The sequence below is a fragment of the Listeria grandensis FSL F6-0971 genome (assembly GCF_000525835.1).
Taxonomy (GTDB): domain Bacteria; phylum Bacillota; class Bacilli; order Lactobacillales; family Listeriaceae; genus Listeria_A; species Listeria_A grandensis.
On the sequence record NZ_AODD01000037.1, the window covers coordinates 22525 to 36295 of the forward strand.

The window sequence follows — 13771 nt, forward strand, 5'->3', positions numbered from 1 at the left end:
CTGATCTCCTTATGGCTCAACTGATTTTCGCGAGTGAGCGCAATGACTTCATTTTTTTTTGAGTGGTGGTACATTTTGATCGAAAATTTGCTTCATCAGCTCCCGGTATTTTGATTCAGAGATGAATGTAGATTTTTCAGTTAGAAGCGTTACTTTGTTTTGATAGGAAATATTTGTAGCACCGGCGATTTCGATGAATTTCTTAGCCGCTGCCTCATTTCCATTACTGATTTGATAATCTGTAGATATAAAATTCTCCGATTGCGCGCGAATGTTTTCGTATAGAGTTCCGGTAAAGCCGATTGCTGATAATGTTATCGCAATTAAAATGGAGATCGTTGCCATCATTTTCGCTTGTGTTCGCATGCGGAACCGTAAGTTGGCCACACTAATCATGTTGACTCCATTGAAATAAAACGGCTTTATCGTCGCTAATTTCGCTAACATAGCAGGTAAGAAAGAAGCAACGAACAAAAAAGTGCCTGCAATCATCGTAAGAATGACAATAATAAGTTGCATAGCAGTAGGTAAATCTTTATAAAAAAGGCCAGAATTCGCAGGCGTTAAAGCAATTGCGTAACCAATAAACAATAATAGAACACCAATCGTTGCTGCAACTTTACCTCCGCGTGCTTGTTTTTCTACGACACTAGTAGCTTTTAAGAGATTCAAAACGGTAAAGCGATAAACAATGCGATAACCTTCAAAAGACGTGACAATCGTCAGTAATAGGAAGACGAGGACGGTGGCAAACATAGCTTCCATCGAAATCGTAAGCTTCGCCTTTACCTGCACATCAATAAACTGTAACAGTAAAGAAACGAATGATGTATAAAGCAGAATTCCGCCAAAAATACCAGCTATTAAAGCTAGAATTCCCATTGCAAAGTTCTCGTAGAACATCATTTGGCCAATTTGTCGTTTTCGTAGGCCTAGCAAAACATAGGTGCCGAGTTCCTTTTTACGCTTATGCGCAAAGAAGTTACTGGAATACATGATGAAAATAATTGTAAATAAGATTAGCCCCATCGCAGCGCCCTTTAAAGAATAGTCGACAAGTAACGACTCGGAAGCAGCTTTTTTAATCGTATCATCAAACGAAAGAGCAAGAAACGTGTAAAAAATGATAACGCAAAAGGCTGATGAAAAAAAGTAGAGTAGGTAATTCTTGAAATTTCGCGTCAGATTTCGTTTCGCTAAGTTAAATAACATCGCTAGTCTCCTCTCCAAAGCTCTCCATCGCCGCCAAAATTTCTTTGAAAAAATGATGTTGCGTTTTGCTTCCCCTCATTAACTCATGTGAAACGATACCATCCTTAATAAACAAAATTCGTTTTGAAAAACTCGCAGCTTGGGCATCATGCGTTACCATCATAATCGTTGCATTCTCCTTATGATTCAAGTCTTGTAAACATTGCAAGATCGACTGAGCATTTTTCGAATCAAGCGCTCCTGTTGGCTCATCTGCAAAAATTAAATCAGGTTTCGTAATAATAGCTCGAGCAATAGCCGCACGTTGTTTTTGACCACCAGAAACTTGATTTGGAAATTTATCAAGTAAATCATGAATACCAAAAAAATCGGCAACTTCTTCCACACGCGCTGTAATTTCAATGGCAGATACCTTAGAAATCGTAAGTGGCAACGCAATATTTTCACTGATTTTCAAGGTATCTAGTAAATTATAATCTTGAAAGATAAAGCCCAGTTTTTCACGGCGAAATTGCGATAGTTGCTTTTCGCTCATTGTAAGAACCTCTGTGCCATTTATTTTTACATGCCCACTTGTCGGTAGGTCAATCGTAGCAAGTGCATTCAGTAACGTTGATTTCCCGGCACCAGATGGTCCCATGATTCCGATGAATTCACCTTCTTGAACCGTGACATTTACATTATCTAATGCCTTGAATCGATTATTCTTATCACCATATTCCTTATTTAGATCAGTAGCAGTTAAAATTGTTTCCATCTATTTAATAACCTCCTAAAAATACCATCACTCATGATAGTAAGTATGACGAAATTCGTTCCTCTTACTATCCATTTTTGACAAAAAAAAAGCAAGATGAAGCAATTAGTGAAAAGCATCTTATTTTTTTATTCTTTATTACTATCATAATAAGACTTAGATCGCTCATAAATTGCCATTTATTTTTTGAGGGATCTTGTCACCTGTAAAAAATGCTATGAAAAATCAGATATTCAATTCTTTAAGTATATAACTTGGGCTTGGGACAACGAGATACATTATTTCCTGATTTTTGTCTTCAGAATACGAATGAATGTTAATCCCCCTAATTGCCAAAGTAGTTGCAGGTAAGGCCATTCTTTTCTTCCATTTCATCCAAAACACTCCTTTCTATATTTACAAAATAAGTATATCATAATCTATATATAAAGACTATTTATTCCTAAAATATTATTTTTTCAAACTTTTAAGACAATATGCTCATTTAGTCCTTATTATCGGATCGAATTCCATATTTGTCATTCTCTTGGTCATCTTTATTTTTTACTTCACCATACGAAAAAACACGCCATTTCAGACGTGTCTAGATATCATACTATTCAATCGTCAATGGCTTCAATCCGCCAGTAACCCTTTGTTTTTATTTCACTCCAGTAGCTTCTAAAAGAGCGCCTAAAAGGATGCTCTTATTTGATTGCGCTCGCACCTGTAATAAATTCACTAAGCTCTTCATATTTTCCATCATGAAGCAACTGGACAATTTTACTCCCGACAATCACACCATCACATACCGCAGCGAATCTCGCCACGTGATCTAGATTCGAAATTCCGAAACCTGCTAAAACAGGGACTGGGCTTATCGTTTTTAAGTACGTTAAATTTTCATCAATCTTATCGCCAAATTCGGCGCGTTCACCGGTTGTGCCATTCACAGTCACAGCATAGATGAAACCTTGTGCTTGTTTTGCAATCAGCTCCATGCGCTCTTTCGGGCTAGTCAGGGAAATGAGCGGAATTAGCGCGATGTCTGTATTTTCGATATGAGGCATGATTAAATCGCGATGTTCATATGGAAGATCTGGAATAATCAAACCTTTAATTGGCGTTTTCTTCGCAAGTTCGATAAATCTTTCGACACCGAGGTGGTAAATCGGATTAAAATAACTCATCACAACAAGTGGAATATCGATTTTACTCGTTGTTAGTGTTTTTAGAATTTGCTCAAGACTTATGTGAGCTGCCAAAGCACGTGATCCTGCCTCTTGAATGACTGGACCATCTGCAACTGGATCAGAAAACGGGATGCCTAGCTCGATTGCGGTCGCGCCTGCATTGCTTAGTAATTGCATCTGATTTTCTAGTTGGTCTAAACCTCCATCACCCGCCATGATATAGGGAACAACGGCGAGATTTGCTTGTTCGATTGCTTGTTGTAGCTTCATTTTTCAACGTCTCCTTTCAAGCGTTCGCGGATTTGGTCTACGTCTTTATCTCCTCGACCGGATAAACAAACAATGATGCTTTCGTCGGGATTCATTTGAGCGGCTAGTTTTACGGCGAAAGAGATTGCGTGAGAGCTTTCTAACGCAGGAATGATTCCTTCGGTACGGCAAAGTAATTGGAAGGCTTCTACGGCCTCATCATCGGTTACAGAGGTGTACTCCGCACGTCCCTCGTCTCGCAAAAAGCTGTGCTCAGGACCAATTCCGGGATAATCCAGACCAGCGGAAATCGAGTAGGCTTCTTGGATTTGACCGGCATCGTCTTGTAAAATATGCATCATTGCGCCGTGCAAGACCCCAACTTCGCCTTTGGAAAGCGATGCTGCGTGAAAAGCCGTATCAAGCCCAGAGCCAGCTGCTTCGACGCCATACATTTTGACGCTTGCATCATTTACAAATGGATAGAAAAGTCCCATCGAGTTACTGCCACCACCGATACATGCTACGATCGCTTCTGGTAATCGATTTTCTTTTTCCAGATGTTGCGCGCGGGCCTCTTCACCAATCACGCTTTGGAAATCACGAACGATCTGTGGGAATGGGTGCGGTCCTAGGACAGAACCCATGATATAATGCGTATCTTCTACATTCGCCACCCAGTAACGCAGTGCTTCATTAACAGCATCTTTAAGCGTACCATTACCGCCTGAAACATTGACCACTTTGGCGCCAAGCAACTCCATCCGAAAAACGTTCAATTGTTGGCGACGGATGTCTTCTTCTCCCATAAAAATTGTGCATTCTAAGTTGAACAATGCGGCTACAGTTGCGGTTGCAACACCATGTTGTCCTGCGCCGGTTTCAGCGACTACTTTCTTTTTGCCCATTTGGCGCGTCAACAAAGCTTGACCGATACAGTTATTGATTTTATGGGCACCGGTGTGATTCAAGTCTTCTCGCTTCAAGTAAATTTTAGCGCCTCCTGCATGTGCCGTTAATTGTTCTGCCAAATAAAGTGGTGACTCACGGCCAACATAATCTCGTAAGTAGTAGCGCAACTCTTTTTGAAACGCCTCATCTGTTTTAGATATTTCATAAGCCTCTTCTAGTTCTGTGACAGCTTTCATCAAGGTTTCAGGGACAAACTTGCCACCGTAATTACCATAAAAACCATGTTTATTCGGTACATTATAACTCATTTTCTTCGGCTCCTCTCACTTTTTGAATGAATGCTATTATTTTTTCGGGGTCTTTCGTTCCGTTTGTTTCGACGCCAGAGGAAATATCTACGGCGAACGGATGAAATTGTTGGATTGCGACACCGACATTACCCGCATTTAGGCCGCCTGCAACGATTAGCCGATCGTTCGGGAGTTCTGTTTTCCCAAGCGCTTCCCAGTCAAACGTTTCACCACTACCACCTTCAAACTGGGTAGCCGGTGCATCTAGCAAGATCAGGCTGTCTGGATAAGCCGTTATATCGCCCTCCATCCGCCCTGCCTTGACCGGAAACGCTTTGATCGTCGGGTGATTGATCAGAGCCAAGTCCGCACTCGTCTCTTGACCGTGACATTGCACAATATCAAGCGGTACCATCGCCGCAATACGGTTGATTTCTGCGGGACTTTCATTCACAAAAACGCCTACTTTTTTCACTGTTTCCGGAATATCTCTAGCTAAAATTCGTGCTTGATCTGGCGTCACCTGTCGTTTACTCGCAGCAAAAACGAAACCGATCATATCCGCGCCTTGCTCCACCGCCACCTCAATATCCGGTCGGTATTTCAACCCACAAATCTTAATCTGCGTCATAAGCGATTCACCTTCAAATCACTGGCTGCTTGTTCGACATTTTCCGCACGCATTAACGCTTCTCCGACAAGCACGACGCTATACGATTTTGCCACCCGAGCAACGTCTCTCGGCTCGCGAATACCACTTTCACTAATATAAAACGTATCGGTCACCGAAAAAGAGTCGGCCATGCGCTCACTAACCGCAATGTCCACAACAAAACTATGTAGATCGCGGTTATTCACGCCGATTAATTTCGCTCCTAATTGTTCCGCAATTTTCAACTCTGCTTCATTATGCACTTCCATGAGAACTTCCAAATCGAGCGCCATCGCTTGCTTGTAGAGTGTCATTAAAGCCATTTCACTTAGTGCGGCAACAATTAATAACACGATCGAGGCGCCAGCATTTTTGGCACGGATCAATTGTTTTTCGCTGATGATGAAATCTTTGCATAAAACCGGAATGCTCACCGCATTCGCAACAGCACGCAAATCCTCGATACCCCCTTTGAAAAATTGCTGATCTGTGAGCACTGAAATTGCCCCAGCACCTGCCGCTTCGTAACTTTTAGCTTGGGCAACCGGATCAACATCTAAATTAATTGCCCCCTTCGACGGAGAAGCCCGCTTCACTTCAGCAATCAACTGCACCGCTCCTTGATTTGCCTTTAAAAATGCTTGAAAATATGGTTTCTGACGTGGTAAATTCACCGTTTCTAAAGGCATCTCCGCCACCTCTTGCTCTTTTTTCGCTAAAATTTCTTCTAAAAATGTCATCCTGCTAATCGCTCCTTTTGACAAGCTAATAATTTCGTTAATTTAGCATAAGCCTCGCCGCTATCAATTAAATCACGCGCCATCTGAATCCCTGCTTCAAGCGTCGCAGCTTTCCCGTGTGCAAGCAGGCCAAGACCTGCATTCAAAATCACTGTATCGTAATACGCGCTTGGTTCTGCCTTTAATACCGATAACAAAATTTCCGCATTTCGCGCCGCATCCCCACCTTGAATAGCCTCCAAACCCTGGCTTTTCAAACCAACATCCTCTGGTAGAAAAGTGTGTCGCGTGACTTCTCCATTTTCAAGTAACGCGTAATGGTTCTCACCGGCCAGCGAAGCCTCGTCCATAAAACCGCCACCATTCACAACAATCGCCCGTTTTCGCCCCAATTTTCCGAGTACCTGAGCGGTTTGTTCCAATAGATCACGACGATAAATGCCCATTAATTGTGTTTCTAATTTCACAGGATTGGTAAGTGGTCCGATAAGGTTGAAAATCGTCGGTGTATTCAACTCACGTCGCACTGCCATTACGTATTTCATATTCGGATGCACATGAGGTGCGAACAAGAAAGCAATGCCTGCATTCTCCAGTAAATATACCATATCCTCGGCGCCAAGCGAAATATCAATGCCTAATTCCTGACAGACATCCGCACTTCCTGACTTACTTGAAATACTACGATTTCCGTGTTTTGCGACCTTAATCCCTGCTGCCGCTAGGACAAACGCTGATGTCGTACTAACATTGAAGCTGAGCGATTTATCTCCACCCGTTCCACAATTATCCATCGTATTTTCAGACGCTATCGGTAATTGAATGGCCACACCTTGCATCGTCTCCGCAATCGCCTGCATTTCCTCAATCGTTTCGCCTTTAATTTTGAGTGCCATCAAGAAAGCCGCGATTTGCGCCTGTGTTAAATCTCCTGCAAAAATTGCTCTCGCCACCGACTGCATCTCTTCTCGCGTTAAATTTTCCTGATCATATACTTTCTGCAAATACGCTTCCATCTTGTGCTCCTCCTTCATTCACAATATTTACAAAATTCCCCATCATCTGCTTCCCATCCGCTGTTCCAATCGACTCTGGATGAAACTGCAAGCCATAAACCGGAAAGCCACGCAACTGCATCGCCATGATCTCCGCATCATCTAGCGACCTCGCCAAAACTTCCAATTCCTCTGGAAATCCTGCTTTATCAACAATCAGCGAATGATACCGCATAATTTCCAAATCCGCACCTAGCCCCGCAAAAATTGCTCCACCATCCTGCCTCATCGTCGATACCTTCCCGTGACGGATAATTCTCGCCCGACTCACCGTCCCGCCAAACACTTCACCAATCGCTTGATGTCCCAAGCAAATGCCTAACATCGGTTTGACCTTCGCAAATCTCCGAACGACCTCCTCTAAAAGCCCAGCCTCACTCGGCTTCCCAGGCCCTGGTGACAAGACGATTCCCGTCGCACGCGCCGCCACATCCAGCAAATCCTCCGCATCATTTCGGCGAACAACAACCGCATCTGCGTACTCCGCCAAATATTGCTCCAAATTATACGTAAATGAATCATAATTATCGACTAATAAAATCATTTTCCAACCTCCAGTAATGCCTTTGCTTTTTGTAGCGTTTCTAAATATTCACTCTCTGGATCCGAATCATACACAACCCCAGCCCCAGCTTGTACATAAGCTCTGCCTTGATGTAGCACCATCGTTCGAATCGCCAAGGCAAAATCACAATCACCAGTATGCGTCAAATACCCAACCGCTCCCGCATAAGGTCCACGTTTCACATTCTCCCATTCATAAATCCGCTCCATCGCCCGTATCTTTGGTGCCCCGCTCACCGTTCCCGCTGGCAAGACTGATTTCAGCGCATCCATCGCAGTCAAACCAGGTTTCAACGTCCCTTCCACAACCGATACCAAGTGCATCAAAAAGCGATATCGTTCTATCGTCAAGTAAACCGGAACCGTCACACTACCCGTCACCGCAATTTTCCCGATGTCATTTCGGCCTAAATCAACTAGCATCCGATGTTCCGCAAGCTCCTTTTCATCGTGTAATAACTCATGCGCCAAGTTCGCATCCTCCTGCTTCGTCGCCCCACGTTTTCGCGTCCCAGCAATCGGATTTGTCACAACGACATCTCCCGTCACACTCACCAAGCTTTCCGGCGAAGATCCAATCAACTTCGTCTCCCCAAAATCCACGAAAAATAAGTACGGCGACGGATTCAACAATCGCAATTTCCGGTAATAATCAAACGCTTCACCCGTAAACGGCGTCTCCAAGCGCTGCGACAATACAATTTGGAAAAAGTCTCCGTTTTTAATGTGCGTCTTTGCCTTCTCTACCTGCGCCATATATTCCGCCTTCGTCACATTACTCGTATACTCCATAGGCGCCACTGTCACATCGCGCGCCTCCTGCTCAAACGGCGTCACCAGCTGCTCATGCATCCGATTCAGCGCCTCCAGCATCTCCTGTTCCGTCCGATTCGAATAACAATTATCCTGAACAAGCATCATTTCCTCCGCCTGATGGTCCATAATCAAAAACGACTCATACAACATAAAATGACTGTCCGCTAGCCCCGCACGTGTTTCTTTCGGCATCTCCCCCAAATCCTCATAAAGCGCAATCGTATCATAACCAACATATCCGATCGCCCCTGCCTCAAAAGGAAGTTCCTCTGCCGTCCGAGTTGCCGTCCGAATCACCCGATCAAGCTCCATTAGCGGATCCGTCACCATTTTCTCCACACCATCCAACAAAAACCGCTGTCCATGAATACTAATCTCGTGCACTGGATCCATCGCAATAATCGAGTACCGACCTGCATCCGCATCCCGCGCCGCACCTTCCAACAACGCCTTATTTTTACCATCTAACCGTTCATACGCCAAAATCGCCGTTATCGTATCAGCATTTATTTTTTTCGTTAATTTCATCGCTCATTCCTCCAATTCTATATACAAAAAAGCCCTCTAAAGAACACAGCACAATCACTGCTTTCCTTAGAGGGCGAATATCGCGGTACCACCTCTTACTTAGAAGCTAGCGACCAGGCAAACACTCATCTCCGTCGTTAAAATCTCCGTTCCGATGCTCGTGTACAAATCGTACATTCCGCTTCGGTACTCGATTTCGCCTAGGACCTAAGCAGTTGCCTGGTCGCTAGTGTTCGGCGGTGATGAGAGAAAAGTTTGGCGGTTCGCTTTACTTCTTTCTCATTAGAATTTAGGGCCAGATGTCGGCTCCAAATCCAATCTCTATAACGGGAGAACCCGGTAGCTCCTACTTTTTTGTTCAAAGCCACACGCGCAAGGACCACTTCGGCAACATAACTTTATCAGCTCACACCAACCACTGACTCTCTATAAAAATTATATTTGCTTACTCTTCTTGCTTTATGTTTTATCGTATTTTATTTGGTATTTAGTCTCGTTTGGCACGTTGTAAGAGCCGCTGATGGTTTACATGCTCGCTTCGCTCTCATGCATATTGTGGCTCTAAATCGGCAAGGGATGCCTCATAAGACCCACAACAAAAAGAGCCTCCCTCCATATCTAATAAACTTAGATAAGGACGGGAGACCCGTGGTACCACCTTCATTAATCGAAAAAAAACGATTCACTCAATCCCACAATACTATGGGGTGCCTTGTGTAACGATAAGGCCTAATCGCTAACTCCTACTGAGGAAAACCCGTTCAGCTTAGTTGCTCCGAAGTCCATTCACACCATTTCTGCTACTGATTCACACCAACCATCAGCTCTCTTAAAACATCCATCATGTTACTTACTCTTCATCCACGCATTCATTTAATATAACACTTATGTTAGCCGATGTTCCTACTAAAGTCAAGCATTTTTTACAATGAAGTCTCCATAAGCCGCTGTTGGCCTACCTTTTCAAATTATGTAGCAAACAAATCAAGATTCCCTAAATCGATTCGTCGCTTCCCGTGATGTCCTTATCTGCTCAATCATTTCCTCATAATGATGCGAAGCGTAAAAGTAGAATAAGATGTCAATCACTAGAAACTGTGCTTGCCTGGAACTCGTTGCTGCACTTCTAAGCTCGGTTTCTGGCGCACGTGATGTTTCCAGCGCAACCGCCGCTCGTTGTTTTAATTTATTTTGTCCGAAACGGGTCAAACTAAGCAACTCTAACCCATTGTTCAGCGCTTCATCGGCCAACTGCAATACTTCACTCGTTTCTCCACTATTTGAAATCGCAAAGAAAACCGCATTTTTAGAGCCTGCCGCAAAAGCCATCGCTAAAATATGTGGATCAGCAATCGCAATCGCATGTTTGCCAGCGCGCATCCATTTTTGAGCAATATCTTCGGCAATTAACCACGAAGCTCCGACACCATAGGCGTAGATTGTATCTGCTTTATAGAGAATCTCGCACGCCTCCATAATTTTTTCTTTCTCTAGTTGCCCCACCGTGTCGTTCAATGTTTGCACCGTGTTAGAAACAAGCTTTCGCGTAATTTCTTCAAACTCTTCATTCGGTTCAATATCATAGTAACCTACCTTTTCAGGTCGAACAAGCTCGACGGATAACTTCATTTTGAGCTCAGGAAAGCCCTCCAACCCCATTGAATGGCAAAATCGAATCACCGCAGCACCACTTGCCCCGGAACTTTCAGCCAACTCATGAATCGACATTTTTACAATTTTACTAGGATCGGCCAATATCGCGCGACCTACTTTTGCCTCTGATTTCGGCAATTCATCTAAAATACCTTGAATTCGATTAATCACACTTCCCATTATGTCTGTTGAAGCCTCCTTTGAATCATTTTCATGCTTTAATTATAACATGCGACTAGACAATACAACAAAAAAAGCGAGACACACCTAAAAAAGCTTAACAAGCACATTATCAGTTTAAAAAATAATCTACCTCAACTCTGTGATCATTTTTATTCAAAAAAACTCATTCTTTACTTTCTTTTAAGACGAAATTCAGCAAAAATTCTTAATTTAAAATTAATTACTCATGTTTTTGTATTTTATTTGATTATAAATACAAAAAAGGATGGAACATCCGTTGATACTAATCAACTTTTGTCCCGTCCTCCTTTCTAGTTCTACATCTATTTTCGGTTTGGTTATTAAAATAGAGCGAGATTCACGCCCCGCTCTATTTGTTTTATTCTTCTACTGCTTCCATCGCGTCTTTTGGAACACCCCAAAGATAAGTTAGGATGAAACCGCCAATGTAAGCTACTAGCAAACCGATAACATATTCAAACCATGAACCATTTGCAATCAATGGAATTAGCGCAACTCCAGATGGTCCAATTGCAATCGCGCCAACATTTCCGAAATAACCAATGGCCGCCCCACCGATACCCCCACCAATACAAGCCGTAATGAAAGGTTTTCCAAGTGGGATTGTAACACCGTAAATTAGCGGCTCACCAATTCCTAAAATACCTACCGGCAGACCACCTTTAATCATATTAATAAGTGGTTTATTTTTGCGACAACGCATCCAAATAGCGATTGCTGCTCCAACTTGGCCAGCGCCAGCCATCGCAAGCATAGGTAATAGGATTGTATAGCCTTGTTGTGCAATCATTTCAACATGAATAGGTGTTAAGACTTGATGAAGACCAAGCATTACCATTGGAAGGAATAGTGTCCCGAGAACGAATCCGGCGAACAACCCACCTTTTGCGATGATCCAGTTGATGCTTCCTACTAAACTTGTTGAAATAACGCCAGCAAATGGCATAATGATGAAAATCGTAAACAATCCAATAATTAGTAGCGCTAACATCGGAGTCAGAATAATATCAAGTGAATTCGGAATCCATTTACGCAAGAATTTCTCAAGTACACATAACAAGTAAACCGCTAAGAGTACGCCGATAATTCCGCCTTGTCCAGCAACCATGTTGCTACCATTGAAAATATTTTTAATCGGTAATTCTGGTGTTACGCCTATAAGTAGCGTTATACCACCGACGGCCCCACCAAGCACGGGCGTTCCACCGAATTCTTGCGCTGTATTAATACCAACATAAATAACAAGGAAGTAAAAAATACCATTCTTAATAACGTTTAAAAGTGTAACATATTGCATCCATGTGCCAACGTCTAAATTACCAGCTTGGATATTGTTGAAAAGAATCGCCGCAATACCTGCGATTAAACCAGCACCAACAAAGCCTGGAATAAGCGGTACGAAAATGTTAGAAACAGATTTCAGTAAACGTTTAAATCCTGACGAGCTATTTTGTTTCTTTTTCATTTCTGCTTTTATAGCTGCAGCTCTTTCTTCCACCAAGTCTTTACCCGATTTAGCTGAACTTTGTGTCAGATTCTCATCTAGATTATCTGGCAATGTTTCACCAAGCTTCACGCCTGCCATGTCACACATCGCGCCCGCCACTTTATTGACGAATCCCGGTCCAACAATGATTTGTAGTGTATCATCTTCTACCACACCAAGTACACCCGGTGCTTTTTTCAAACCTTCCACATTCACTTTATCTGTATCTTTAATTCCTAAACGCACACGCGTCATACAATGTGCGATTTTAGAAACGTTTCCCATACCGCCGACTTCTTCAAAAATCTTTTGGCCTAAATCATGTTCTTTACTCATGTTTCTTACCTCCCTTTAGTCTAATGTGCGTCTGATAAAACCATCCGCTGCTGCTAATTTCTCCGTGGCTGTCGCAAGGTCTGTATTCGTTAAAATCATGACAATTGCTGGTTTCACATGCTGTCCTGCTAACTCAAAGTGCTTTTCTGCTGTCTCGTAATCACATTCGGTTGCTTCCATAATGATACGTTTGGAACGTTCTACTAGTTTCTCATTCGTTGGCATCACATCAACCATCAAGTTCTTGTATACTTTGCCGATTCCGATCATCGAAACCGTTGAGATCATATTCAGCACTAATTTTTGTGCTGTACCTGCCTTGAGGCGCGTCGATCCCGTCAAAATTTCTGGACCACAATCGACTTCAATCGCCGTGTCTGCATGCTCCGAAATCGCAGCTTTTGTGTTACATGACAAAGCTCCGGTTTTCGAGCCAATTTTTTTTTGCATAATCAAGCGCACCAATCACATAAGGCGTGCGGCCGCTTGCTGCAATTCCAAGCACGTAATCATTCGCCGTCAAAGAAATCCTTTGTAAATCTTCTTTACCTAAAATGCTGGAGTCCTCCGCACCTTCCACTGCTTGTAAAAAGGCTTTCTCGCCGCCTGCAATCAATCCAACTACCATTGTAGCAGGAACACCAAACGTTGGCACGCACTCAGCCGCGTCAAGAACGCCGAGACGCCCACTTGTTCCAGCCCCGATATAGATGAGGCGACCGCCTTTTTGGAAGCTTTCGATCACACCTTTGATAACGCTCTCAATTGATGCAAGATTGGCCGCGATAACCATTGGAACTTTCGCATCCTCTTCATTCATAATTTGCAACACCTCTTTCACCGATAGCATGTCTAAAGATGTTGTCTTTTCATTTCGTTTTTCCGTGGATAAATTCTCTAACATATTAAAAACACCTCTTTCATACGTTCATTGTACCTTAAACGAAATTATATTTCAATATATTTTAATTTAATATGAAATAAAGTTTTAAAAAATGCAAAAAATATACTTAGATGAGTAATATCAAGATAAGCATCGGCAAATTGCTTTAGTACTTTTATGCCTAAATCACTTAGAAACAAATTTTACGCTGGTTTCAGATTTCGTTTTTTTAAAATTAATATATATTACTAAAATAATATAT

Annotated in this window: 12 protein-coding genes, 1 pseudogene and 2 other annotated features; all 13 genes and pseudogenes read right to left on the reverse strand. The window is 42.7% G+C overall.

All coding sequences use genetic code 11. The features are described from left to right. Window positions 1–48: 48 nt before the first annotated feature. A complete protein-coding gene (locus PGRAN_RS14890) occupies window positions 49–1212 on the reverse strand; it encodes an FtsX-like permease family protein (RefSeq protein ID WP_036068405.1) in 1164 nt (387 codons plus the stop codon). Further along, entirely contained in the window at window positions 1202–1969 is a 768-nt protein-coding gene (locus PGRAN_RS14895) for an ABC transporter ATP-binding protein (RefSeq protein ID WP_036068410.1), read from the reverse strand. Before PGRAN_RS14895 ends, PGRAN_RS14890 begins: the two co-directional genes overlap by 11 nt. Before the next feature lie 225 nt (window positions 1970–2194). Next, a complete protein-coding gene (locus PGRAN_RS16880) occupies window positions 2195–2344 on the reverse strand; it encodes a hypothetical protein (protein ID WP_159101159.1) in 150 nt (49 codons plus the stop codon). 311 nt (window positions 2345–2655) lie between these two features. After that, complete coding sequence (gene trpA, locus PGRAN_RS14900) at window positions 2656–3411, reverse strand: tryptophan synthase subunit alpha (protein WP_036068412.1); 756 nt, start codon at window positions 3409–3411, stop codon at window positions 2656–2658. Further along, window positions 3408–4610 (reverse strand): tryptophan synthase subunit beta, encoded by a 1203-nt coding sequence (trpB, locus tag PGRAN_RS14905; RefSeq protein WP_036068416.1) that lies wholly within the window; start codon window positions 4608–4610, stop codon window positions 3408–3410. The genes trpA and trpB overlap by 4 nt, the downstream gene beginning before the upstream one ends. Next, the gene (locus PGRAN_RS14910; RefSeq protein WP_036068418.1) at window positions 4600–5223 is read right to left on the reverse strand and encodes a phosphoribosylanthranilate isomerase; all 624 of its coding nucleotides are present in this window, start codon (window positions 5221–5223) and stop codon (window positions 4600–4602) included. Before PGRAN_RS14910 ends, trpB begins: the two co-directional genes overlap by 11 nt. Further along, window positions 5220–5984, reverse strand: coding sequence for an indole-3-glycerol phosphate synthase TrpC (gene trpC / locus PGRAN_RS14915; protein WP_036068420.1), 765 nt, complete (start codon window positions 5982–5984; stop codon window positions 5220–5222). The genes PGRAN_RS14910 and trpC overlap by 4 nt, the downstream gene beginning before the upstream one ends. After that, entirely contained in the window at window positions 5981–7000 is a 1020-nt protein-coding gene (gene trpD / locus PGRAN_RS14920) for an anthranilate phosphoribosyltransferase (protein ID WP_036068421.1), read from the reverse strand. The genes trpC and trpD overlap by 4 nt, the downstream gene beginning before the upstream one ends. After that, the gene (locus tag PGRAN_RS14925; protein ID WP_036068423.1) at window positions 6972–7583 is read right to left on the reverse strand and encodes an anthranilate synthase component II; all 612 of its coding nucleotides are present in this window, start codon (window positions 7581–7583) and stop codon (window positions 6972–6974) included. The genes trpD and PGRAN_RS14925 overlap by 29 nt, the downstream gene beginning before the upstream one ends. Beyond that, a complete protein-coding gene (gene trpE / locus PGRAN_RS14930) occupies window positions 7580–8947 on the reverse strand; it encodes an anthranilate synthase component I (protein ID WP_036068426.1) in 1368 nt (455 codons plus the stop codon). Before trpE ends, PGRAN_RS14925 begins: the two co-directional genes overlap by 4 nt. Window positions 8948–9013: 66 nt before the next feature. Continuing rightward, window positions 9014–9418 (reverse strand) — a binding site (T-box leader). A 159-nt stretch (window positions 9419–9577) separates the two neighbouring features. Then, window positions 9578–9820, reverse strand: a binding site (T-box leader). A 111-nt stretch (window positions 9821–9931) separates the two neighbouring features. Next, on the reverse strand, window positions 9932–10780 hold the full coding sequence (locus tag PGRAN_RS14935) for a MurR/RpiR family transcriptional regulator (RefSeq protein ID WP_036068428.1): 849 nt from the start codon (window positions 10778–10780) through the stop codon (window positions 9932–9934). 382 nt (window positions 10781–11162) lie between these two features. After that, on the reverse strand, window positions 11163–12626 hold the full coding sequence (locus tag PGRAN_RS14940; RefSeq protein ID WP_036068430.1) for a PTS transporter subunit EIIC: 1464 nt from the start codon (window positions 12624–12626) through the stop codon (window positions 11163–11165). A gap of 15 nt (window positions 12627–12641) precedes the next feature. After that, window positions 12642–13530 (reverse strand): annotated as a pseudogene (murQ, locus tag PGRAN_RS14945) (N-acetylmuramic acid 6-phosphate etherase). Window positions 13531–13771: the final 241 nt, after the last annotated feature.

Coding starts and splice junctions, on each gene's coding strand:
- PGRAN_RS14890 (WP_036068405.1), bottom strand. CDS start 1,212: ATGTTATTTAACTTAGCGAAACGAAATCTGACGCGAAATTTCAAGAAT.
- PGRAN_RS14895 (WP_036068410.1), bottom strand. CDS start 1,969: ATGGAAACAATTTTAACTGCTACTGATCTAAATAAGGAATATGGTGAT.
- PGRAN_RS16880 (WP_159101159.1), bottom strand. CDS start 2,344: ATGAAATGGAAGAAAAGAATGGCCTTACCTGCAACTACTTTGGCAATT.
- trpA (WP_036068412.1), bottom strand. CDS start 3,411: ATGAAGCTACAACAAGCAATCGAACAAGCAAATCTCGCCGTTGTTCCC.
- trpB (WP_036068416.1), bottom strand. CDS start 4,610: ATGAGTTATAATGTACCGAATAAACATGGTTTTTATGGTAATTACGGT.
- PGRAN_RS14910 (WP_036068418.1), bottom strand. CDS start 5,223: ATGACGCAGATTAAGATTTGTGGGTTGAAATACCGACCGGATATTGAG.
- trpC (WP_036068420.1), bottom strand. CDS start 5,984: ATGACATTTTTAGAAGAAATTTTAGCGAAAAAAGAGCAAGAGGTGGCG.
- trpD (WP_036068421.1), bottom strand. CDS start 7,000: ATGGAAGCGTATTTGCAGAAAGTATATGATCAGGAAAATTTAACGCGA.
- PGRAN_RS14925 (WP_036068423.1), bottom strand. CDS start 7,583: ATGATTTTATTAGTCGATAATTATGATTCATTTACGTATAATTTGGAG.
- trpE (WP_036068426.1), bottom strand. CDS start 8,947: ATGAAATTAACGAAAAAAATAAATGCTGATACGATAACGGCGATTTTG.
- PGRAN_RS14935 (WP_036068428.1), bottom strand. CDS start 10,780: ATGGGAAGTGTGATTAATCGAATTCAAGGTATTTTAGATGAATTGCCG.
- PGRAN_RS14940 (WP_036068430.1), bottom strand. CDS start 12,626: ATGAGTAAAGAACATGATTTAGGCCAAAAGATTTTTGAAGAAGTCGGC.